We start from the raw sequence: 18,279 nt of genomic DNA, 5'->3' as shown, positions 1-18,279 counted from the left end.
GTGGCGCTCTACCGCAAGTACCGGCCGGCAACCTTCGCCGAGGTGGTGGGCCAGGAGCACGTCACTGAACCGCTCTCGACCGCGCTGTCGGCGCATCGGATCAACCACGCGTATCTGTTCTCCGGACCGCGCGGCTGCGGCAAGACGTCCTCCGCACGCATCCTCGCCCGCTCGCTGAACTGCGAGCAGGGACCGACACCGACGCCGTGCGGGGTGTGCGATTCCTGCGTGGCGCTGGCCCCGAACGGCCCGGGCTCGGTCGACGTCGTCGAACTCGACGCCGCCAGCCACGGCGGTGTGGATGACACCCGCGAGCTACGGGACCGGGCGTTCTATGCGCCCGCGCAGTCGCGCTACCGCATCTTCATCGTCGACGAAGCGCACATGGTCACCACCGCCGGCTTCAACGCGCTGCTGAAGATCGTCGAGGAGCCGCCCGAGCACCTGATCTTCGTCTTCGCCACCACCGAACCGGAGAAGGTGCTGCCGACGATCCGGTCGCGCACCCATCACTACCCGTTCCGGCTGCTGGCCCCGAAGACCATGCGCGCGTTGATCGAGAAGATCATCGCCTCGGAGAGCGTCACCGTCGACGATGCGGTGTATCCGCTCGTCATCCGGGCCGGTGGCGGCTCGCCCCGCGACACGTTGAGCGTTCTGGACCAGCTGCTCGCCGGTGCTGAGGGCAACCGCGTGCACTATCAGCGCGCGCTCGCGCTGCTGGGCGCCACCGATGTGGCCCTGATCGACGACGCCGTCGACTCGCTCGCCGCAGGCGATGCGGCTGCGCTGTTCGGTGCGGTGGAGTCGGTGATCGACGCCGGACATGATCCGCGCCGCTTCGCCGTCGACCTCCTCGAGCGGTTCCGCGATTTGATTGTGCTGCAAGCAGTTCCGGACGCTGCCACCCGCGGTGTGGTCGACGCTCCCGACGACGTGCTGGAGCGGATGCGCGAGCAGGCCGCGAAGATCGGGCCCGCGACACTGACCCGCTATGCCGAGGTGGTGCACGCGGGGCTGGGGGAGATGCGCGGCGCGACGGCACCACGGTTGCTGCTGGAGGTGGTCTGCGCCCGGCTTCTGTTGCCGTCGGCCAGCGACACCGAATCGGCGCTGCTGCAGCGGATCGAACGCATCGAGACCCGGATGGAGATCACTATCCCGGCGGGTGAGGCCGGGTTGAATTCCGGTGCACCGGCGGCGGCTCCGGCCAAGCAGTATGTGCGCAAGACACAGCAGGCCCCGGCGGCGCCCGAGCCGGCAGCAGCCCCCGCGCCCCCGGCGCCCGCGCCGGCACCGGTGGTCGAGCCGCCCGCACCGCAGCCCGTCCCTGAGCCGATCGCCAAGCCGGAGCCGATTGCGCGACCCGAACCGGTCGCACGGCCCGAACCGGTGGCCGCACCGGATCCCGTGCCCGAGGCCACACCTGCGCCGCGGGCCACCGAACCCGCTGCGGCACCGGCCGCCGCTGCTGCCACCGGTGAACCGGGCGCGGCCGCCGTGCGGACCATGTGGACGACGGTGCGGGAGAAGGTCCGTCAGCGCAGCCGCACCACCGAGGTGATGCTGGCCGGCGCGATCGTGCGGGCGGTCGAGAACAACACGCTGATCCTCGGCCACGAGTCGGCACCGCTGGCCAAGCGCCTGTGCGAGCAGCGCAACGCCGACGTCATCCGTGACGCGTTGAAAGATGCGCTCGGCGTGGACTGGCGGGTGCGGTGCGAGGTCGGCGTCGGCCAGCCGGTGCAGCAGGCCGAGCAGCCGCTGCCGCCGGAGCCCGAGCCAGACCCGGTCGACCGCCAGCGGGCCGAAGAGGACAGCATGATCGCCGAGGTCGGCCGCGACGATGACTCGGCGCCGCGGCGTGATCCGGAGGAAGTGGCTCTCGAGCTACTGCAGACCGAGTTGGGCGCCCGCAAGATCGAGGGTTAGCAGTTCTGTGCGCGATCTCGTGGTCCGCTGTGGATCTGCTGTGCTGTGAAGCGCTTGTGTGTCAGCACCTTTAACGTCGGTGCATGATCATCGACAGTCGTCGAATTGCGGCGACGCTCGCCGGGTGTGGGGCGCTCGCAGTGGCCCTGTTCGGCCAACTTCCCTCTGCGGCAGCAGATCCTGACGCCCCGCCGCCACCGCCGAACTGCACCGCGGCCGATTTGGAAGGTGTGCGCACCGGCGTGCAGGCCGCGACTTCGGCGTACCTGTTCACCCACCCCGACGTGAACGCGTTCTTCACCAGCCTGGCCGGCCTACCGCGCGACCAGGTGCGGGCCCGGGTCAAGGCCTACATGGCCGCCAATCCGCAGACGGCCTCCGACATCACCGGAATTCGACAACCGTTGCTGGACATCAAGAACCGCTGCGGCCAGCTGCCCGGCTCGGCCGTCTGACCACTGATCAGAAGGTTAGGTGTTCCACCACGGCCGCAACGGCAGCCCGGCGTCGCCGCCCTTCTCGTCGAGCTTCACCGCCAGAACCTGGTGCAGCTGAACGACATTGGTCTCGAATCCGAGCCGTGATCCGGCCATGTACAGGCCCCACACCTTGGCGGTGGCCAAGCCCACCTCGTCGACGGCCTCGTCCCAGTGCTCGACGAGGTTGCGGCACCAGTCGCGCAGCGTCATCGCGTAGTGGTGGCGGAGGTTCTCCTCGTGCACCACCTCCAGGCCGGCGTCCTGGGCTTCGGTGATGATGCGGCCCGAGCCGGTCAGTTCGCCATCCGGGAACACATAGCGGTCGATGAAACCACCCGCGCTGGGGCCGGTCTTGTTGTCGGGGCGGGTGATGCAGTGGTTGAGCAGCAGCCCGCCGACGCGCAGCTTGGTCTTCAGGAAGCCGAAGTACGCCGGGTAGTTGGCCACCCCGATGTGCTCGGTCAACCCGATCGACGACACCGCGTCGAAGCCGCTCTCCAGCACGTCGCGGTAGTCGCTGTGGCGAACCTCGGCCAGGTCGGCCAAGCCCTGCTCGGCAATGGCCTTCTGCGCCCAGGCGGCCTGCTCGCGGGAGAGCGTCACACCGATCGCCTTCACCCCGTGCTTCGCCGCGTAGCGCACCATGCCACCCCAGCCGCAACCGACGTCGAGCAGACGATCGCCGGGCTGGAGGCGCAGCTTCTCGAACACCAGCCGGTACTTGTTCTCCTGCGCTTCCTCCAGCGTCGCGTCCGCGGTGGGGTAGCAGGCGCACGTGTACGTCATCGACGGCCCAAGTACCCACTCGTAGAACGTGTTTGACACGTCGTAGTGGTGGTGGATGGCATCGGCGTCGCGCTTCTTGCTGTGCCGCAGGCCTTCGGCGACGCGGCGCCACCGCGGCAGTGCCTCCTGCGGCGGCGGGGCGATCGGCTTGAGGTGCTCGATGCCGATCGAACGCACGATATCGACGAGAACCCGCGCGGGCGGCCGCTTGAAATCCAGCTGGTGGGAGAGCGCGCGTAGCAGGTTGTACGGATCCCCGGGATGTACGCCCTGCATTTCGAGGTCACCCGAGACGTAGGCGCGGGCCAGGCCCAGATCGCCCGGTGCGGTCGCCAGATACGTGGTCCCCCGCGGGGTGAGCAGATCCAGACCCAGTTCGGCGTCCTCGGGCCCCGCGGAACTACCGTCGTACGCGGTGAATTTCAGCGGCAGTTCTCCACCGGCGGTGAAGATCTCGAGGATCTCGGCCAGCTTGAACTTTCCTGGCGCATGCGCCTGGTTCTCATGAAAGGTCGTCATTGTCGTTGCACCGCCTTTGCATACAGGTCCAACAGCCGTGAATCAGGGTCGTAGGTCTTTTTTACGGTCTTATAGGTTTCGCCGCCGTAGAGATTGTCAAACTCTTCCCGGCTGTAATAGGCGTCGGAGTACAGCGACTTGTGCCCGTGGAGCTTGCCGATCTGCTCTTCGATCAGTCGGTTCGTATGGCCGGGTGTGGGCCCCATCGGTACCGAGGACCAGAACCCGATGTTGACGTAGCTGTGCCCGGCGCGCAGTGGATACAGCGGCCAGCCGGCCGGATCGCGCAGCCGAAGCGGGCACAACCACAGCGGCTCGATGGGCACGTTGGTCAAGAACCAGTCCAAGAATTCGACGCAATGCTCGATCGGCACCTCGACGTCCTGGACCACGCGCTCCAGGGGCGGACGGCCGTGCCGCGCCTCGATCCGGTCGGCGATGTTGAACCGCTGGTCGTAGGCGATCAGCTTCCAGTAGAAGCTGCTCCGCCGGTACCGCCGCGGCCACCACCGACGGATCTTCGGGTTCTGCGCGCCGAATGCCCGCGAGCACCAGAACCAATCGGTGTCCCAGCGCCACAGGTAGTCGTGAATGGTCAGCCGGTCGTCTTTGACTCCGTCGTCATGCTGGATCGAGCGGTAGTAGATGTCCTGGCCGGTGTAGTCACTGACCGCTCCGGCGGTGGGAGTTTGCACGCCCAGGCACAGATAGCTCTCGTCGGCGCTGAACACCACGCCGTCGAGGTAGTCGACCCTGGCGCCGTCGTATCCACCGGTCTCGATGATCCGGTCCATCGCGGCAACCAGGTCCGGCAGCGAGTGGAACCGCAGGTGCTTGAGGGCGACAAACGGCTTCACCGGTTCCAGCTCGATCTTCAGGCGCACCGAATAGCCAAGCGTGCCATAGGAATTGGGGAAGCTCCGGAACAAGTCCGGATGCTGGTCACGGCTGGCGGTGACCACTTCACCCGAACCGGTCAAGATGTCCATCTCGATCACGGACTCGTGCGGCAGACCGTTGCGGAACGACGCCGACTCGATCCCCAGACCGGTCACCGCACCGCCCAAGGTGATCGTCTTGAGCTGCGGAACCACCAGCGGGGACAAACCGTAGGGCAGGGTCGCGGCAACCAGGTCTTCATACGTGCACATGCCGGCGACATCCGCGGTCTTCGCCGCTTGGTCGACGGAGATCACGTTGGTCAGCTCGGAGACGTCCAATCCGGGCGCGTTGCTCTTGGCGCGCACGCGGAACAGGTTGGACGTCGGTTTCGCCAGACGGACGGGGGCGTTCGTAGGAATGGCGCGGTAGCTGGCCAGAAGCCGCTCCACGCCCTGGGCATGCGCTGATAGTGCTGTGGATACAGGCACACGACTACGCTAGTCCGCAGCCACAGCCGATGCGACCGCACGGCCGGTGGATCACACTGCAACCCGCCGTCACCCGAGGAGTTTTACCTGATGGGACAGGTCAGCGCCGCAAGTTCGATCTTGATCGACGCCGAACCGGCCGCCGTGCTCGACGCGATCGCCGACTACCAGAACGTGCGCCCGAAGATCCTCTCGCCGCAGTACAGCGACTATCAGGTGCTGCAGGGCGGCAAGGGCCAGGGGACCGTCGCCAAGTGGAAGCTGCAGGCCACCAAGTCGCGGGTGCGCGAGGTGCAGGCCGTCGTCGACGTTGCCGGCCACACCGTCATCGAGAAGGACGCGAACTCCTCGATGGTGATCAACTGGACCGTCGCGCCGGCCGGCCCGGGCTCCAGCGTCACGCTGAAGACGACGTGGACAGGGGCCGGCGGTATCGGCGGGTTCTTCGAGAAGACGTTCGCGCCGCTGGGCCTGCGCCGGATTCAGGACGAACTGCTGGGCAACCTCAAGAAGGCCGTCGAGGCCGGGAAGGCTTAGCTGGCGCGCGCCGGCTGGGTGGCCAGGAACGCCGCGATGCCCTGAACGACGGCGGCGGCGTACTTCTGGCGGCCCTCCGGGCTTTCCATCAGTGCCGAGTCGGCGGGGTTCTTCATGTTGCCGAGCTCGACCAGCACCGACGGGTATTCGGCGAGGTTGAGCCCGGCGAGATCAGCCCGGCCGTAGAGACCGTCGGAGCCGATGTAGTTGGCGGCCGGAATGCCCGCGGCGAGGATCTGGTCGCGCATCGCGCGGGCGAGCTGCACCGACGGGCCGGCCTGGGCCTGATTCAACGGCGGGCTGGAGTAATTGACGTGGAAGCCGCGCCCGGTGGCCGGGCCGCCGTCGGCGTGGATCGACACGATCGCGTTCGGCTTGAGTGCGTTGGCCATCGCCGCGCGTTCATCGACGCAGGCGGCCACCTGGTTGTCATTGCCACGGGACATCGCTGTCCGGACGCCGAGCTGGGTCAGCATCTGGCGGACCAGCAGGACGGTGTCCCAGTTGAAGGTGTGCTCGGGGAACCCGTCCTCGGTGGTGGTTCCCGACGTCTGGCAGTCCTTGGTCCCGCCCCGGCCGGTCGGCACCTGTTTGGTCAGCGATGCGTCGTTGGCCCCGTTGTGGCCGGGATCGAGGAACACGATCATCCCGGCGATGCTGGTCGGCGCGGCATGGACAAGCGGACTGGTCACCGTCGATACAACCAGCATGACGCTGGTGCATGCTGCGGCCACGACACGAGCGCGGGCGGACATAAGCACGCGCGTCACCGTAACTCTTCGCCGTCTAGTCTTGAAGTCACTGACTGCCCGAATTCGCAGGCGAAACCAAGTCGAGACCGAGACGCAAGGAGACTGTCATGCAACCCGGTGAGATTCCGAACCTCGAAGGATTTCGCGAGCAGGCGGAGCAGATGCGCGACCAGGTCATGCCCGGTCTGCAGGCCGCGCTGGCGCAGGCCCAGGAGATGCAACAGAAGCTGATGGAGGCGCAGGCCGCGCTGGCCGCCGCCGAGGTGCACGGCCAGGCCGGCGGCGGTCTGGTACAGGTGACGATGAAGGGCAGCGGCGAGGTCGTCGGGATCCGGATCGACCCGAAGGTCGTCAACCCCGATGACGTCGAGACGCTGCAGGACCTGATCGTCGGCGCGCTCGCCGACTCGGCCCGTCAGTTCACGATCTTGGCGCAGACCCACCTCGGCCCGCTGGCCGGGCAGGCCCCAGGCATTCCGGGGGCCTGACGCGTTGTTCGAAGGACCCGTCCAGGATTTGATCGACGAGCTCGGCAAGCTGCCGGGCGTCGGTCCCAAGAGTGCGCAGCGGATCGCGTTCCACCTGTTGTCGGTGGAGCCGCCGGACATCGACCGGCTGACCGCGGCGCTGGGCAGGGTCCGCGACGGGGTGCAGTTCTGCGAGGTGTGCGGCAACGTCTCCGATGCCGATCGGTGCCGCATCTGCAGTGACGCGCGGCGTGACGGGGCGCTGGTGTGCGTGGTCGAGGAACCCAAGGATGTGCAGGCGGTGGAACGCACCCGCGAGTTCCGCGGGCGCTACCACGTGTTGGGCGGAGCGCTCGACCCGCTGTCCGGCATCGGGCCTGAACAACTTCGAATTCGCCAGCTGCTCAACAGGATTGGCGAACGGATTGACGGGGTGGACATCACCGAGGTGATCATCGCGACCGACCCGAACACCGAAGGTGAGGCCACAGCCACCTATCTGGTGCGGATTCTGCGCGACATCCCCGGGTTGACGGTGTCGCGGATCGCATCGGGATTGCCGATGGGCGGCGACCTGGAGTTTGCCGACGAGCTGACGCTGGGCCGCGCGCTGTCCGGCCGCCGCCAGATGGTTTAGCTTCCGTAGGATCGCCTACATGGCGAGGCCCAACGACTTTGTCCAACTGAACTGCGGGGCCTGCGTCGACGGTGCCGGTTTGGGATTCGAGATCTCGATGGCTTTTCAGCCGATCTTCGACAGCGACGCCAAGCAGGTCCACTCGCACGAGGCGCTGGTTCGCGGCGTGCGCAACGAGCCGGCGTCGGCGGTGTTCGCTCAAGTCGGCGACCACAACCTGTACCGGTTCGATCAGGTGTGCCGAGTCACGGCGATCAGATTGGCGGCCCAGTTGGGGATTTCGACCTACCTCAACGTCAATTTCATGCCGAACGCCGTCTACCGCCCGGAACTGTGCATACGAACGACGTTGGAAGCTGCTGAGACGTACGACTTTCCTGCGGACCGGATCGTTTTCGAGTTCACCGAAGCGGAGAAGATCGCGGACTTCGGGCATCTGCAGGCGATCGTGGCCGACTACCGGCAGCGCGGATTCACCGTCGCCATCGACGATTTCGGCGCCGGGCATGCCGGACTCAACCTGTTGGCGGATCTGCAGCCCGACCTGGTCAAGATCGATATGGGTCTGGTCCGGGACGTCGACCAGGACAAGGCGCGCAGGGCCATCTGCAAGGGCATCGTCCAGATGAGCGACGATCTGGGGATCGGGCTCATCGCGGAGGGGATCGAAAGCCGTGAAGAGATGGAGTGCCTGCAAGACCTGGGTGTGCATCTATTCCAGGGCTACTACATCGCCCGGCCGACATTCGAAAGTGTCGCCGACGTCAATCCCGAAGTGGGCGCGGCCGCCTGATCGCCCAAACCGACACTTCGCAGAAGAAGTGCGAGTAGATCGCAACATTTCGTCGATCTCGGCGAGTTGTCGGACCCCGCAGCGACGATGCCGACATGACTGAAGTATTTCTGGGCAGGGAATGGCTGGCCGGTGGCCGCTCCCGCCACGATCTGCAGCGTTGGTACCGGCAGATGTATCGAGGCGTCTACATCCCGAAGTACGCCACGCCATCCGTGTGCGACCGCGCGCTCGGCGCGTGGCTGTATACCGACCGAACGGGTGTAATCGGTGGCGTCGCCGCCTCGGCATTGCATGGCGCTCAATGGGTCGACGACGACGTAGTGATCGAAGTGCTCGTGGGCGAACGACGACGACAACCCGGGCTGACAGTCCGAATGGATCGTGTGAGCGACGACGAAGTCACGACCGTGGATGGTTTGCCGGTGACGACCATCGCGCGCACCGCCTTCGACCTGGGTCGATATCAGAAACGCGCGACGGCGCTCGCGCGGCTGGACGCGTTAATGCGTGTGGCACCAATCTGTTCCGAGAGTGTCGAGCTGATCATGGAGCGCTATGGCCCGGTTAGAGGCGTCCGGCAACTGCGCGAACTCCTGCCGTTGATCGACGCCGGAGCCGCATCGCCAAAAGAAAGCTGGCTTCGTCTCCTGCTGATCGACGGCGGACTGCCGGCACCCGAAACGCAAATTCCGGTGCTCGACGGCGGAGTCCCCATTGCATACCTGGACATGGGCTACCGCGCGCTCAAGCTGGCTTTCGAGTACGACGGCGACCAACACCGCAGCGACAGGCGCCAATACGTGCGAGATATCCGTCGTATACCGATGTTGGAGCGGCTCGGGTGGGAAGTCATTCGCGTCATCGCCGAAGACAGGCCTGCCGAGGTTCTATGGCGCGCGAAGGAAGCATATCTTCGCCGTGGCGGCGCCGAGATCGACGAAATGACGCGATCTACTCGCACTTTCGCTGCGTAATGTCGGTTTGGGCGCCAAAAAAAGGGATTACATCCGGCGGGGGGCGGCCAGCCGCTCGCGGCGCAGCTGCTCGACCTCTGGCAACTCGAGGGGCTCCAGCGGTCCGACCACCCGCGACAGCAGCAGATCGGCCAGCTCGGGATTGCGGGCCAGGCATGGCCCGTGCAGGTAGGTCGCGACCACACTGCCCTGCACGGCGCCGTCGTATCCGTCGCCCTCGCGGTTTCCCGCGCCTTTGACGACCGTCGCCAGCGGCAGAGCGTCAGGACCCAAAACCGTTCCACCGCGGTGGTTTTCGAAACCCGTCAGCGGCTGCGTCAACCCGTCGACCAGCGGCGTGGACACCACCTCGCCGATCGTGCGCTTCTCCTGCGGTGAAGTCGTCACATCCAGCAGGCCAACCCCCTCGACCCGCTCGCCGGCCGAGGTCTCATACCAATGCCCCAGCACCTGGATCGCCGCGCAGATTGCCAGCACGGGAGCGCCGCGGGCGGCCGCCCGCTGCAAACCCTGATGCGTCAGAAGGTGTTTGGTGGCAAGTCGCTGTGCATAGTCCTCGGCGCCGCCGAGGGTGTAAAGGTCCAGCGAGTCGGGCACCGGGTCGGCCAGCGTGATCTCGACGATCTCGGCCGGAATTCCGCGTAGCTGCAATCGCTTTCGGAGCACGACGGCATTGCCGCCGTCACCATAGGTGCCCATCACGTCGGGCAGCACCAGCCCGATCCGTACGGTCTCAGGCACGCATCCTCCCGAGTGTCCGCGTCAGCTGCAGGAACGCCGTGTAGTTCGCGACGACTTCGACGTGACCCTTCGGACACGAGGAGATTGCGTCAATCGTGTTGTGCACCAACGTATGACTGACACCGGCATACCCGAGTCGCACCGCCAGGTCCGTTCCCCGCTCACCGGCGGCGACGACGGGCACATCCTCGAAATGCTCGAAGTTGACGTCCCACAACCAGGACAGGTCTTCCCCGTCGGGCACCTGACCGTTGACCGCGATCACCACACCGTCGGCGCTCCTGTCGACCATCGACAGTGCCTCCTGCCATCCGGCCGGATTCTTGGCCAGCAGAATGCGCGCGGTGTGGTCACCCATCGGCACGGTCTGGTAGCGGCCGGCGACCTCGTCCACCCCGGAGACGGCGGCCACCGCCGCAACGGGGTCGGCGCCCAGCGCCACCGCGGCGGCCACCGCCTGGGTGGCATTGCCGCGGTTGACCGTGCCCGGCAGCGAGAGCCGCATCGGCACCGCCAGCCCGTCCGGGCCGTACAGCGTGGCGTCGTCGTACCACCACTGCGGGCTGGGCCTCTTGAAATCAGTACCCGTCGAGTACCAGTCCACCCCGTCGCGGACGATCACCTCGCCGCTGCGCGGGCAGCTGACCGAGTCGTTGGCCCAGCCGCCGCCCGCCGCCACCCACACCACCCGAGGACAGTCGTAGGCCGCCGAGGTCATCAGGACGTCGTCACAATTGGCGACGACGATCGCATCGGGGTGACGGGCCAACCCGGCCCGCAGCGTGCGCTCGATGTGGTTGATCTCACCCACCCGGTCCAGCTGATCGCGGGACAGATTCAGCAGCACGATCACCGCCGGGTCCACCGCATCAGCGACGTGCGGCACGTGCATCTCGTCGACTTCGAGGGCAGCCAGCGCCGCGTCCCGGGTGCCGGCGAGCGCGGCCACCAGCCCGGCGTCCATGTTGGCGCCCTCGGCGTTGGTCGCCACCGGCCCCAGCGTCGCCAACGCGGCCGCGGTCATCCTGGTGGTGGTGGATTTGCCGTTTGTGCCGGTCACGACGACGGTGCGCCGCCCGCTCCCGAGTTGGCGCAGGATCGAGCGGTCCAACGTCATCGCGACGAGGCCGCCGATCATGGCGCCGGCACCGCGCCCGGTCGCCCGGGAAGCCCAGCGCGCGGCGGATCCGGCGGCCAGCGCGGCGCGCCCCCGCAGTGTCATGGTCGGCCTGGGCATCGCAAGGCAGTTTATGCGTGAAATGACGGGCCGGCCGACACGGATTCGATGTCCCGGGGACTGTCGGACCTGCGTGCCATCCTGACTGTGTGAGCCACACCTGGGGTCGACCAGCCCGCGAGCCGGGGGACGGCTGGGTCGTGGTTGACGTCGAGACCTCCGGTTTTCGGCCCGGCCACGCCCGGGTCATCAGCCTCGCCGCGCTGGCGCTGGATCCCGACGGCCGCGTCGAGCATTCCGTGGTCAGCCTGCTCAATCCCGGTGTCGATCCCGGCCCCACCCACATTCATGGCCTCACCGCCGAGATGCTGGAGGACCAGCCGACGTTCGCCGACATCGCCCCCGATGTCATCGATCTCCTGCACGGCCGCACGCTGGTCGCCCACAACGTCGCGTTCGACTACGCGTTCCTGTCCAGCGAGGCTGAGCTCGCCGAGACGGCGCTGCCGGTCGATACCGTCATGTGCACCGTTGAGCTCGCTCGACGGCTCGACCTCGGCCTGGACAACCTGCGGCTCGAGACGCTGGCGCGGCACTGGGCGGTACCGCAGACCCGCGCCCACGACGCGTTCGACGACGCCCTGGTGCTGTCTCGGGTGTTGAGTCCGGCGTTGCAGCGTGCTCGTGAGCGCGAGGTCTGGTTGCCGGTGCGGCCGGTGACCCGGCGCCGCTGGCCCAACGGCAGGGTCACCCATGATGAGCTGCGGCCGCTGAAAATGCTGGCCTCCCGGATGCCATGCCCGTACCAGAACCCGGGGCCGTACCGACGGGGTGCGCCGTTGGTGCAAGGCATGCGCGTCGCGCTGTCGGCCGAGGTGGATCGGACCCACGAAGAACTCGTGGAGCGCATCATCCACGCCGGCCTCGCCTACTCCGATGCCGTCGACCCGGAGACCTCGCTGGTCATCTGCAACGCGCGCACGCCCGAGCAGGGCAAGGGGTATCTGGCCCGGGAACTCGGGGTTCCGGTGGTGTCCGATCGGCAGTTCATGGATTCGGTCGATTCGGTGGCCAATGGCACCGGACTCGACGACTTCGTGCCCTCGGTCGACCAGGGTCAGCAGTTCGCCCTTTTCTAACTGGTCGCGCCACTAGCATCGTCCACCGAGGTGATGATGCCGTGGACGATCGCAGGAGCCCGCTGCAGTCGGCCGTGCCCATCCTCGTATCGGCGCTCAGCTGTCTGCTGCTCGCTTTGGAATTCGCGTTCACCTGGGGCGGCGACGATGCCGTCCGCATCGTCGACGGAGTGGCTTTCGCCGCTTTCGGGGCTTACGCAGCGGTGTGCGCGGCTGTCGCGGCCCGTGCCGCCCACGGACGAAACCGCCTCGCCTGGACCACCATGGCCATCGCCTTGGCGGCGTGGACCGTAGGCGAGCTGACGCGCGCATATCTGACTCTGGTGTTGGAACGCAGTTTGTTCCCGTCGCCGGCGGACTTCCTCTACCTGATCTTCGTCGTGTTGGCTCCGGTCGCTTTCCTGCAATTCCCGGCCGAACCCATGCAGGGTTCACGTATTCGGCTGTTGTTCGACGCGTTGATCGTCGCCACGTCGTTGTTCCTCGTGTTGTGGGTGGTGGTGCTCGGCAACGTGTATCAGGCCACCGGAGTGGGCACCGTCGAGCAGGGGCGCGCGCTGTTGTACCCGCTGTTCATCCTGTTCGTGTTCGTCGGGGCGGTGGTGTTCGTCGTCCGAGCCGGCGCAGTCAACAGCGTTGTGATGTGGCTTCTGATGGGCGGGGTCACGCTGATGGCGTTCTCCGGAGTCGCATTCGCGTTCCTGCAAGGCTCCAACCGGTATCACCCGGGACACATCACGAGTATCGGCTGGGTACTGGGAATGTCGTGCTTCGGTGCGGCCGCGTTGCTGAGTCGCCGGCCGCGCCCACCGGTCCTGCCGACGCCGGTCCCGCAATCCTCGATCGCGTTGTGGCTGCCCTATGTGCCGCTGCTGATCGCCGGCACCGTGGGTCCAGCGCTTGTCATGACCGGTCTGCTGCGGATCCTGGTTCCCATTCTGATGACCCTCATCTGCGCCCGACAGGTGCTCTCGGGCTGGGAGAACCGGCGATTGCTCGCGGCCGCAGCCGATCAGGCGTTGCGTGATCCGCTGACCGGGCTGGCTAATCGCACGTTGTTCCAGGATCGGCTTGCGCACGCAATGGCGTTGCGCGGCCGCGACAATCGGTGCGTCGCGGTGTTGTCGCTTGATCTCGACGACTTCAAGCTGATCAACGACAGCATGGGGCATCCCGCTGCCGACAGCCTGCTCATCCGCGTCGGTGAGCGCATCGCAAGTTGTCTGCGCGCCGGCGATACGGTGGCACGGCTCGGCGGTGACGAGTTCGCCTTGCTGCTCGAGGGCGACGTCGACGAGGCGCACCTGGTGTGCGAGCGTGTGATCGCCGCATTCGACACCCCGTTCCTGATCGACGGACATGAGGTGCTGATGCACCCCAGCGCAGGGATGGCTGTTACGTCGTTGGCGGACAACGACATCACAGCCGAGGATCTGGTGAAACGTGCCGACACCGCCATGTACTTCGCGAAGCGATCACGCAACTCGACGGTGCACACGTTCAGCGCGGACATGACGCTGCTCGATCCGGACATCGAGGAACTGGCCCGCGACGGCGAACCCCGGTCGGCCAAGAGCGGCGCCGAACAGGTGCGGCTGCTCGGCGAACTGCGTCGCACGATCGACCGCGGCGGCCTCGAGATGGTCTATCAGCCCAAGCTGGACCTCCGGACCGGACGGATCGCGGGTGTGGAGGCGCTGCTGCGCTGGCCGCACCCACGGCTGAATGTGCTTCGGCCAGGGGCGTTTATGCCGCTGATCCTGCGTCACGGGTTGATGCGTCCGGTCACCGATCTGGTGTTCCGGAAGGTTCTCGACGACTGTGCGCGGTGGGCGTCCATGGGGCTGGAAGTCCCGGTCGCGGTGAATCTGTTCGCACCGCTGCTGCGCGACGCGCGATTGCCCGACACCGTGCGGCGGGTACTGCAGGAACGGAATCTGCCGCCCGGACTGCTGACCATCGAGATCACCGAGGATCTGGTGCTCGACGAGGTGGGCCGGGTGACCAGCGTGCTGCAACAGCTGCGCGACGACGGGATCCGGATTGCGATCGATGACTTCGGCAGCGGCTATTCAGCTTTGAGCTACCTGCGCGATCTGCCGATCGACGAAGTGAAGTTCGATCGCCATTTCATCGCCTCGGTCGCGACGGACGCCAGGGCGGCGGCCGTGGTCAGCGCCGTGATCGATCTGACCCACAATCTCGGGATCACGGTGGTCGCCGAGGGTGTGGAGGACGCCGAAACCGCTTCATGGCTGCGCGAACACAACTGCGACATCGGACAGGGCTACTACTTTTCGATGCCGGTCTCCTCGACTGACATCTCGGAGCTGGTGGCGGCCCAAGCGCGGCAGTAGGAACCCTCGCAGGATCCTGTGTATCTGTCCCCAAGACCCTGAGGCGAGGCTTTCGGCGAAATATGTTGGCGTACCGTCGAGTTGGGGCCACTGACAGCATTGTTGGCAGGAGGCTGAAAATTGAACAAACAGACACTCACCGCCCTGATCGGTGCAGGGGCGATCGCGATGCTCGCGCTGTTCGCCGTCACCGACGGCGCCGATATTGCGGCCACCACCCACACCACGGCCGATTCGGGGCAGGAATCGAAATTCCCTACCCCCACCCCGCCGCCGCCTGCGGAGGTTTCCGGGGCCGTGACCACGACGATGGTGCCTGCGGTGCCCTGATCGGGCGGCTACGCTGGCATTCCTGATGCCGCCCAACCCAGAACGCCGGACCGCGATCCTCGATACCGCGATCGACATCATCGTCGACGCGGGGATCGGCGGCCTCACCCACCGTCAGGTCGACGAACGCGCCGGCCTACCGTCGGGAACCACGTCGAACTACTTCCGGACCCGGCTGGCCCTGCTGGAGGCGACCGCCGCACACGTGGTCGACATGCATTGGCGTCATGTGGAAGTGCTCACGTCCGCGCTGCCGTCACCGATGGACCGGGCCGGGGTGGCCGCATTGCTGACGCGGATGGTGGCCGATCCCGACGAGGCTGCGCGCCGACGGCATCTGGCGCGTTTCGAGCTGTTCATCGAGGCCACCCGCCGACCCGAACTGCGACCGTTCCTCTTCGAATTGCAGCACGCCGCGATGAAGACGGCCGGGTTGATCCTCGCGTCGGCAGCTATCGACGCATCACCCGAGCAGGTGGACCAGTTGACCCGGCTGCTGAACGGGCTGACGTTCAGCAACCTCACGATCGATCAGCCCGACGGATATGACCCTGCCGGGCTGATCGACCGCGTGCTCGATGTGGTGTTCGAAACCTGAGTTTCCGGGGTCGCTTCGCACCAGACCGCCGAATCTAGCTGAGGGCCTTGGCCTTCAGTGACTCGAACTCCTGCTGGGAGATGGTTCCGGCATCCAAGAGTTGTTTGGCATGCTCGATCTCCTGTGCGGGCGAACGCCCGGCGGCCTCGCGGATGTACGCGTCGGTGTCCTTCTTCGCCGCTATCGCGGCTTCGCGCGCGCGTTCGGTCATGCCTTGACCGCGGGCGATCAGGTAGATCAGCGCTGTCACCCATGGGAACACGATCAGGAAGATCACCCAGACGGCCTTGATCCAGCCGGATGTCGTGTGATCACGCCAGAACAGGTCCACCAGGATCTGAAACAACACCAGCAGGTAGGCAATCCAGGCGAAGATGATCAGGAAGTGCCAGAGGAAATCCCATGTCGAACCCCAGTCCATGACCTACTCCTCACATTGTCGGGAGAACCTTAAGTCGTTGGGATGGCGCCGATTCGGGCAGCTCGGTTCACCGCGGAGACCACGGCTCGCAGCGATGCCGTCGTGATCGATGTCGCGATGCCCACGCCCCACACCGTGCGCCCGCCGATCGATGCCTCGACGTAGGCGGCCGCGGCGGCTTCCTCGCCCGCCGACATCGCGTGCTCGGAGTAGTCCAGCACGCTGACGTCGAAACCGACTGTGCCCAGGGCGTCGACGAACGCGGCCAGGGGTCCGTTGCCCTGGCCGGTGATCTCGGTCTCGGTGCCGTCGATCTTCACGACGGCCTCGATGACATCGGTACCGCCGTCGACCTCGGCGCCGACGACCTTCTGGCGGATGCGCTCCAACGGCCGTACCGGTGACAGGTATTCGTCGGCGAACGCGTCCCACATCTCCTTGGGCGACACCTCGCCGCCCTCACCGTCGGTGATCGCCTGGATGGCCTGGGAGAACTCGATCTGCAGCCGGCGCGGCAGCACCAGTCCGTGGTCGGCCTTCATGATGTAGGCGACGCCGCCCTTGCCGGACTGCGAGTTGACCCGGATGACGGCCTCGTAGGTGCGGCCGACGTCCTTGGGATCGATCGGCAGGTACGGCACCTGCCACAGGATGTCGTCGACATCCGAATCTGCTTCGTCGGCAGCTACTTTCATCGCGTCCAGGCCCTTGTTGATGGCGTCCTGGTGGCTGCCGGAGAACGCGGTGTACACCAGGTCCCCGCCGTAGGGGTGCCGCTCGTGCACGGGCAGCTGGTTGCAGTACTCGACGGTGCGGCGGATCTCGTCGATGTTGGAGAAGTCGATCTGCGGATCAACCCCGCGGGAGAACTGGTTCAGGCCCAGCGTCACCAGGCAGACGTTGCCGGTGCGCTCACCGTTGCCGAACAGGCATCCCTCGATGCGGTCCGCACCGGCCTGGTAGCCCAATTCTGCTGCGGCGACCGCGGTTCCGCGGTCGTTGTGCGGGTGCAGGCTCAGGATGATCGAGTCTCGCGGGGTCAAGTGCCGGTGCATCCACTCGATCGAGTCGGCATAGACGTTGGGAGTGGCCATCTCGACGGTCGCCGGCAGGTTGACGATCAGCGGTACGTCCGGGGTGGGCTGCACGATCTCGGCAACGGCGTTGCACACCTCGACCGCGTACTCCAACTCCGTGCCGGTGTAGGACTCGGGGGAGTACTCGAAGCGCCACTGGGTGCCGGGGTATTTCGCCGCTTCCTCCACACACAGCCGGGCGCCGTCGGTGGCGATCTTCTTGACAGCCTCGCGGTCGGCGCGGAACACCACGCGGCGCTGCAGGATCGACGTCGAGTTGTAGAAGTGCACGATCGCTCGCGGCGCTCCCGCGCAGGCTTCGAAGGTGCGGGTGATCAACTCCGGGCGGCACTGCGTCAGCACCTGGATGGTGACGTCGTCGGGGATGGCGCCCTGCTCGATGATCTCGCGGACGAAGTCGAAATCGGTCTGGCTGGCCGACGGGAAACCGACCTCGATCTCCTTGTAGCCCATGTTGACCAGCAGTTCGAACATGCGGCGCTTGCGGGCCGGGCTCATCGGATCGATCAGCGCCTGGTTGCCGTCGCGCAGATCGACCGCACACCACAACGGTGCGTGCTCGATGACCTTGTCGGGCCAGGTGCGGTCCGGCAGGGTGACCGGTTCGACTTCACTGGCAAACGAGCGGTACCGGTTGACCGGCATCGACGAGTTGCGCTGGGTGTTCCAGGAAGGCTGGCCATCGCGTCGCGGGCCGGCGGGGGTGGAGATGGTGCGGGCAGATACGTAGGCGTCCACTGAATCAAAGGACGGCTTGTGGGTGGTCACGATTGGCTCCGGGTGTCTTGGATTGGATTCAGACCGGCGCATCGCGAAACACCCGCGACGGGAAGCCAGTCTGGATCAGACCCCGTCGCGGCGTCCGAGGAGGAGCACCCGCTGCACAAGTCGCTACTTTACTCCCGACCGCGCAGCTGGCCAAAAGTCGGTTTGGTGAATTTGCGCGTTCAAGCATCTCGAACCTTCGAAGAACTGATGGTTTTCGCCCATGCGGGTGTGGCCCAGTCGCGTGGCCGGTCCGTGGTGGCTGAGCCACCGGCGACTTCGGCTGAGCCGACTCTCGACAGCGCGTCTCCGCCCAGAGCGGCGATCGCCGGTTCCCGGTGCAGAGTGCTCGTTCTGCGGCCAAGAGTTCGCTGCCCAGGTAAATTGACCACGTCGCAAGCCGTG

The 18,279-nt window shown here is 66.3% G+C and carries 18 protein-coding genes; 11 read left to right on the top strand and 7 right to left on the bottom strand.

The features are described 5' to 3' along the window. Positions 1 to 1,932 (top strand): DNA polymerase III subunits gamma/tau, encoded by a 1,932-nt coding sequence (locus tag D3H54_RS28090; RefSeq protein ID WP_149382969.1) that lies wholly within the window; start codon positions 1 to 3, stop codon positions 1,930 to 1,932. A gap of 83 nt (positions 1,933 to 2,015) precedes the next feature. Continuing rightward, positions 2,016 to 2,387, top strand: a complete 372-nt coding sequence (locus D3H54_RS28085; protein WP_149382968.1) for a heme-binding protein — start codon at positions 2,016 to 2,018, stop codon at positions 2,385 to 2,387. A gap of 15 nt (positions 2,388 to 2,402) precedes the next feature. On the opposite strand, the gene D3H54_RS28080 is transcribed toward D3H54_RS28085, so the two are convergent. Continuing rightward, the gene (locus D3H54_RS28080; protein ID WP_149382967.1) at positions 2,403 to 3,716 is read right to left on the bottom strand and encodes a class I SAM-dependent methyltransferase; all 1,314 of its coding nucleotides are present in this window, start codon (positions 3,714 to 3,716) and stop codon (positions 2,403 to 2,405) included. Then, complete coding sequence (locus D3H54_RS28075; RefSeq protein WP_149382966.1) at positions 3,713 to 5,086, bottom strand: FAD-binding oxidoreductase; 1,374 nt, start codon at positions 5,084 to 5,086, stop codon at positions 3,713 to 3,715. The genes D3H54_RS28080 and D3H54_RS28075 overlap by 4 nt, the downstream gene beginning before the upstream one ends. Before the next feature lie 90 nt (positions 5,087 to 5,176). Between D3H54_RS28075 and D3H54_RS28070 the strand changes: the two genes are divergently transcribed. Then, a complete protein-coding gene (locus tag D3H54_RS28070) occupies positions 5,177 to 5,623 on the top strand; it encodes an SRPBCC family protein (RefSeq protein ID WP_149382965.1) in 447 nt (148 codons plus the stop codon). Here the strand turns inward: D3H54_RS28070 and D3H54_RS28065 are convergent. Then, complete coding sequence (locus tag D3H54_RS28065; RefSeq protein ID WP_149383797.1) at positions 5,620 to 6,333, bottom strand: Rv3717 family N-acetylmuramoyl-L-alanine amidase; 714 nt, start codon at positions 6,331 to 6,333, stop codon at positions 5,620 to 5,622. The two genes, D3H54_RS28070 and D3H54_RS28065, sit on opposite strands and share 4 nt — an antisense overlap. Positions 6,334 to 6,536: 203 nt before the next feature. Here D3H54_RS28065 and D3H54_RS28060 point away from each other — a divergent pair, with 203 nt between their 5' ends. The 4 genes from D3H54_RS28060 (at position 6,537) to D3H54_RS28045 (ending at position 9,249) form a co-directional block, all read left to right on the top strand. After that, positions 6,537 to 6,863 (top strand): YbaB/EbfC family nucleoid-associated protein, encoded by a 327-nt coding sequence (locus tag D3H54_RS28060; protein ID WP_036346464.1) that lies wholly within the window; start codon positions 6,537 to 6,539, stop codon positions 6,861 to 6,863. A 4-nt stretch (positions 6,864 to 6,867) separates the two neighbouring features. Next, on the top strand, positions 6,868 to 7,479 hold the full coding sequence (gene recR / locus D3H54_RS28055; protein WP_149382964.1) for a recombination mediator RecR: 612 nt from the start codon (positions 6,868 to 6,870) through the stop codon (positions 7,477 to 7,479). Positions 7,480 to 7,498: 19 nt separating this feature from the next. Further along, positions 7,499 to 8,272, top strand: coding sequence for an EAL domain-containing protein (locus D3H54_RS28050; RefSeq protein WP_149382963.1), 774 nt, complete (start codon positions 7,499 to 7,501; stop codon positions 8,270 to 8,272). A gap of 95 nt (positions 8,273 to 8,367) precedes the next feature. Next, positions 8,368 to 9,249, top strand: coding sequence for a type IV toxin-antitoxin system AbiEi family antitoxin (locus tag D3H54_RS28045; RefSeq protein ID WP_149382962.1), 882 nt, complete (start codon positions 8,368 to 8,370; stop codon positions 9,247 to 9,249). A 27-nt stretch (positions 9,250 to 9,276) separates the two neighbouring features. Here D3H54_RS28045 and D3H54_RS28040 read toward each other — a convergent pair whose 3' ends face one another. Together D3H54_RS28040 and D3H54_RS28035 are read right to left on the bottom strand one after the other, a co-directional pair. Beyond that, positions 9,277 to 9,990, bottom strand: a complete 714-nt coding sequence (locus tag D3H54_RS28040; protein WP_149382961.1) for a type 1 glutamine amidotransferase — start codon at positions 9,988 to 9,990, stop codon at positions 9,277 to 9,279. Continuing rightward, a complete protein-coding gene (locus D3H54_RS28035) occupies positions 9,983 to 11,212 on the bottom strand; it encodes a Mur ligase family protein (protein WP_149383796.1) in 1,230 nt (409 codons plus the stop codon). Before D3H54_RS28035 ends, D3H54_RS28040 begins: the two co-directional genes overlap by 8 nt. Positions 11,213 to 11,316: 104 nt before the next feature. Here D3H54_RS28035 and D3H54_RS28030 point away from each other — a divergent pair, with 104 nt between their 5' ends. The 4 genes from D3H54_RS28030 (at position 11,317) to D3H54_RS28015 (ending at position 15,591) form a co-directional block, all read left to right on the top strand. Beyond that, positions 11,317 to 12,306, top strand: a complete 990-nt coding sequence (locus D3H54_RS28030; RefSeq protein ID WP_149382960.1) for a DEDDh family exonuclease — start codon at positions 11,317 to 11,319, stop codon at positions 12,304 to 12,306. A 41-nt stretch (positions 12,307 to 12,347) separates the two neighbouring features. Continuing rightward, positions 12,348 to 14,663 carry a putative bifunctional diguanylate cyclase/phosphodiesterase gene (locus D3H54_RS28025; RefSeq protein WP_286199031.1) on the top strand — a complete coding sequence of 772 codons (2,316 nt, stop codon included), beginning with the start codon at positions 12,348 to 12,350 and terminating at the stop codon, positions 14,661 to 14,663. A gap of 120 nt (positions 14,664 to 14,783) precedes the next feature. After that, entirely contained in the window at positions 14,784 to 14,993 is a 210-nt protein-coding gene (locus D3H54_RS28020; protein ID WP_149382959.1) for a hypothetical protein, read from the top strand. A 25-nt stretch (positions 14,994 to 15,018) separates the two neighbouring features. Continuing rightward, entirely contained in the window at positions 15,019 to 15,591 is a 573-nt protein-coding gene (locus tag D3H54_RS28015; protein WP_149382958.1) for a TetR/AcrR family transcriptional regulator, read from the top strand. A gap of 34 nt (positions 15,592 to 15,625) precedes the next feature. On the opposite strand, the gene D3H54_RS28010 is transcribed toward D3H54_RS28015, so the two are convergent. Both D3H54_RS28010 and leuA read right to left on the bottom strand, forming a co-directional pair. Then, the gene (locus D3H54_RS28010) at positions 15,626 to 16,012 is read right to left on the bottom strand and encodes an SHOCT domain-containing protein (RefSeq protein WP_149382957.1); all 387 of its coding nucleotides are present in this window, start codon (positions 16,010 to 16,012) and stop codon (positions 15,626 to 15,628) included. A 29-nt stretch (positions 16,013 to 16,041) separates the two neighbouring features. Beyond that, on the bottom strand, positions 16,042 to 17,919 hold the full coding sequence (gene leuA, locus D3H54_RS28005; protein WP_286199030.1) for a 2-isopropylmalate synthase: 1,878 nt from the start codon (positions 17,917 to 17,919) through the stop codon (positions 16,042 to 16,044). Between the last annotated feature and the right edge of the window lie 360 nt (positions 17,920 to 18,279).

It is taken from the genome of Mycobacterium sp. ELW1, from assembly GCF_008329905.1.
Classification (GTDB): Bacteria; Actinomycetota; Actinomycetes; order Mycobacteriales; family Mycobacteriaceae; genus Mycobacterium.
Note: the sequence above shows the minus strand (reverse complement) of the source record. Positions and strands in the feature narration are given on the sequence as shown.

Excerpts from the sequence above, each read along its gene's own strand:
- D3H54_RS28085 (WP_149382968.1), top strand. The coding sequence starts at position 2,016 with ATGATCATCGACAGTCGTCGAATTGCGGCGACGCTCGCCGGGTGTGGG.
- D3H54_RS28080 (WP_149382967.1), bottom strand. The coding sequence starts at position 3,716 with ATGACGACCTTTCATGAGAACCAGGCGCATGCGCCAGGAAAGTTCAAG.
- D3H54_RS28070 (WP_149382965.1), top strand. The coding sequence starts at position 5,177 with ATGGGACAGGTCAGCGCCGCAAGTTCGATCTTGATCGACGCCGAACCG.
- D3H54_RS28065 (WP_149383797.1), bottom strand. The coding sequence starts at position 6,333 with ATGCTGGTTGTATCGACGGTGACCAGTCCGCTTGTCCATGCCGCGCCG.
- D3H54_RS28060 (WP_036346464.1), top strand. The coding sequence starts at position 6,537 with ATGCGCGACCAGGTCATGCCCGGTCTGCAGGCCGCGCTGGCGCAGGCC.
- D3H54_RS28050 (WP_149382963.1), top strand. The coding sequence starts at position 7,499 with ATGGCGAGGCCCAACGACTTTGTCCAACTGAACTGCGGGGCCTGCGTC.
- D3H54_RS28045 (WP_149382962.1), top strand. The coding sequence starts at position 8,368 with ATGACTGAAGTATTTCTGGGCAGGGAATGGCTGGCCGGTGGCCGCTCC.
- D3H54_RS28035 (WP_149383796.1), bottom strand. The coding sequence starts at position 11,212 with ATGACACTGCGGGGGCGCGCCGCGCTGGCCGCCGGATCCGCCGCGCGC.
- D3H54_RS28015 (WP_149382958.1), top strand. The coding sequence starts at position 15,019 with ATGCCGCCCAACCCAGAACGCCGGACCGCGATCCTCGATACCGCGATC.
- D3H54_RS28010 (WP_149382957.1), bottom strand. The coding sequence starts at position 16,012 with ATGGACTGGGGTTCGACATGGGATTTCCTCTGGCACTTCCTGATCATC.
- leuA (WP_286199030.1), bottom strand. The coding sequence starts at position 17,919 with ATGCGCCGGTCTGAATCCAATCCAAGACACCCGGAGCCAATCGTGACC.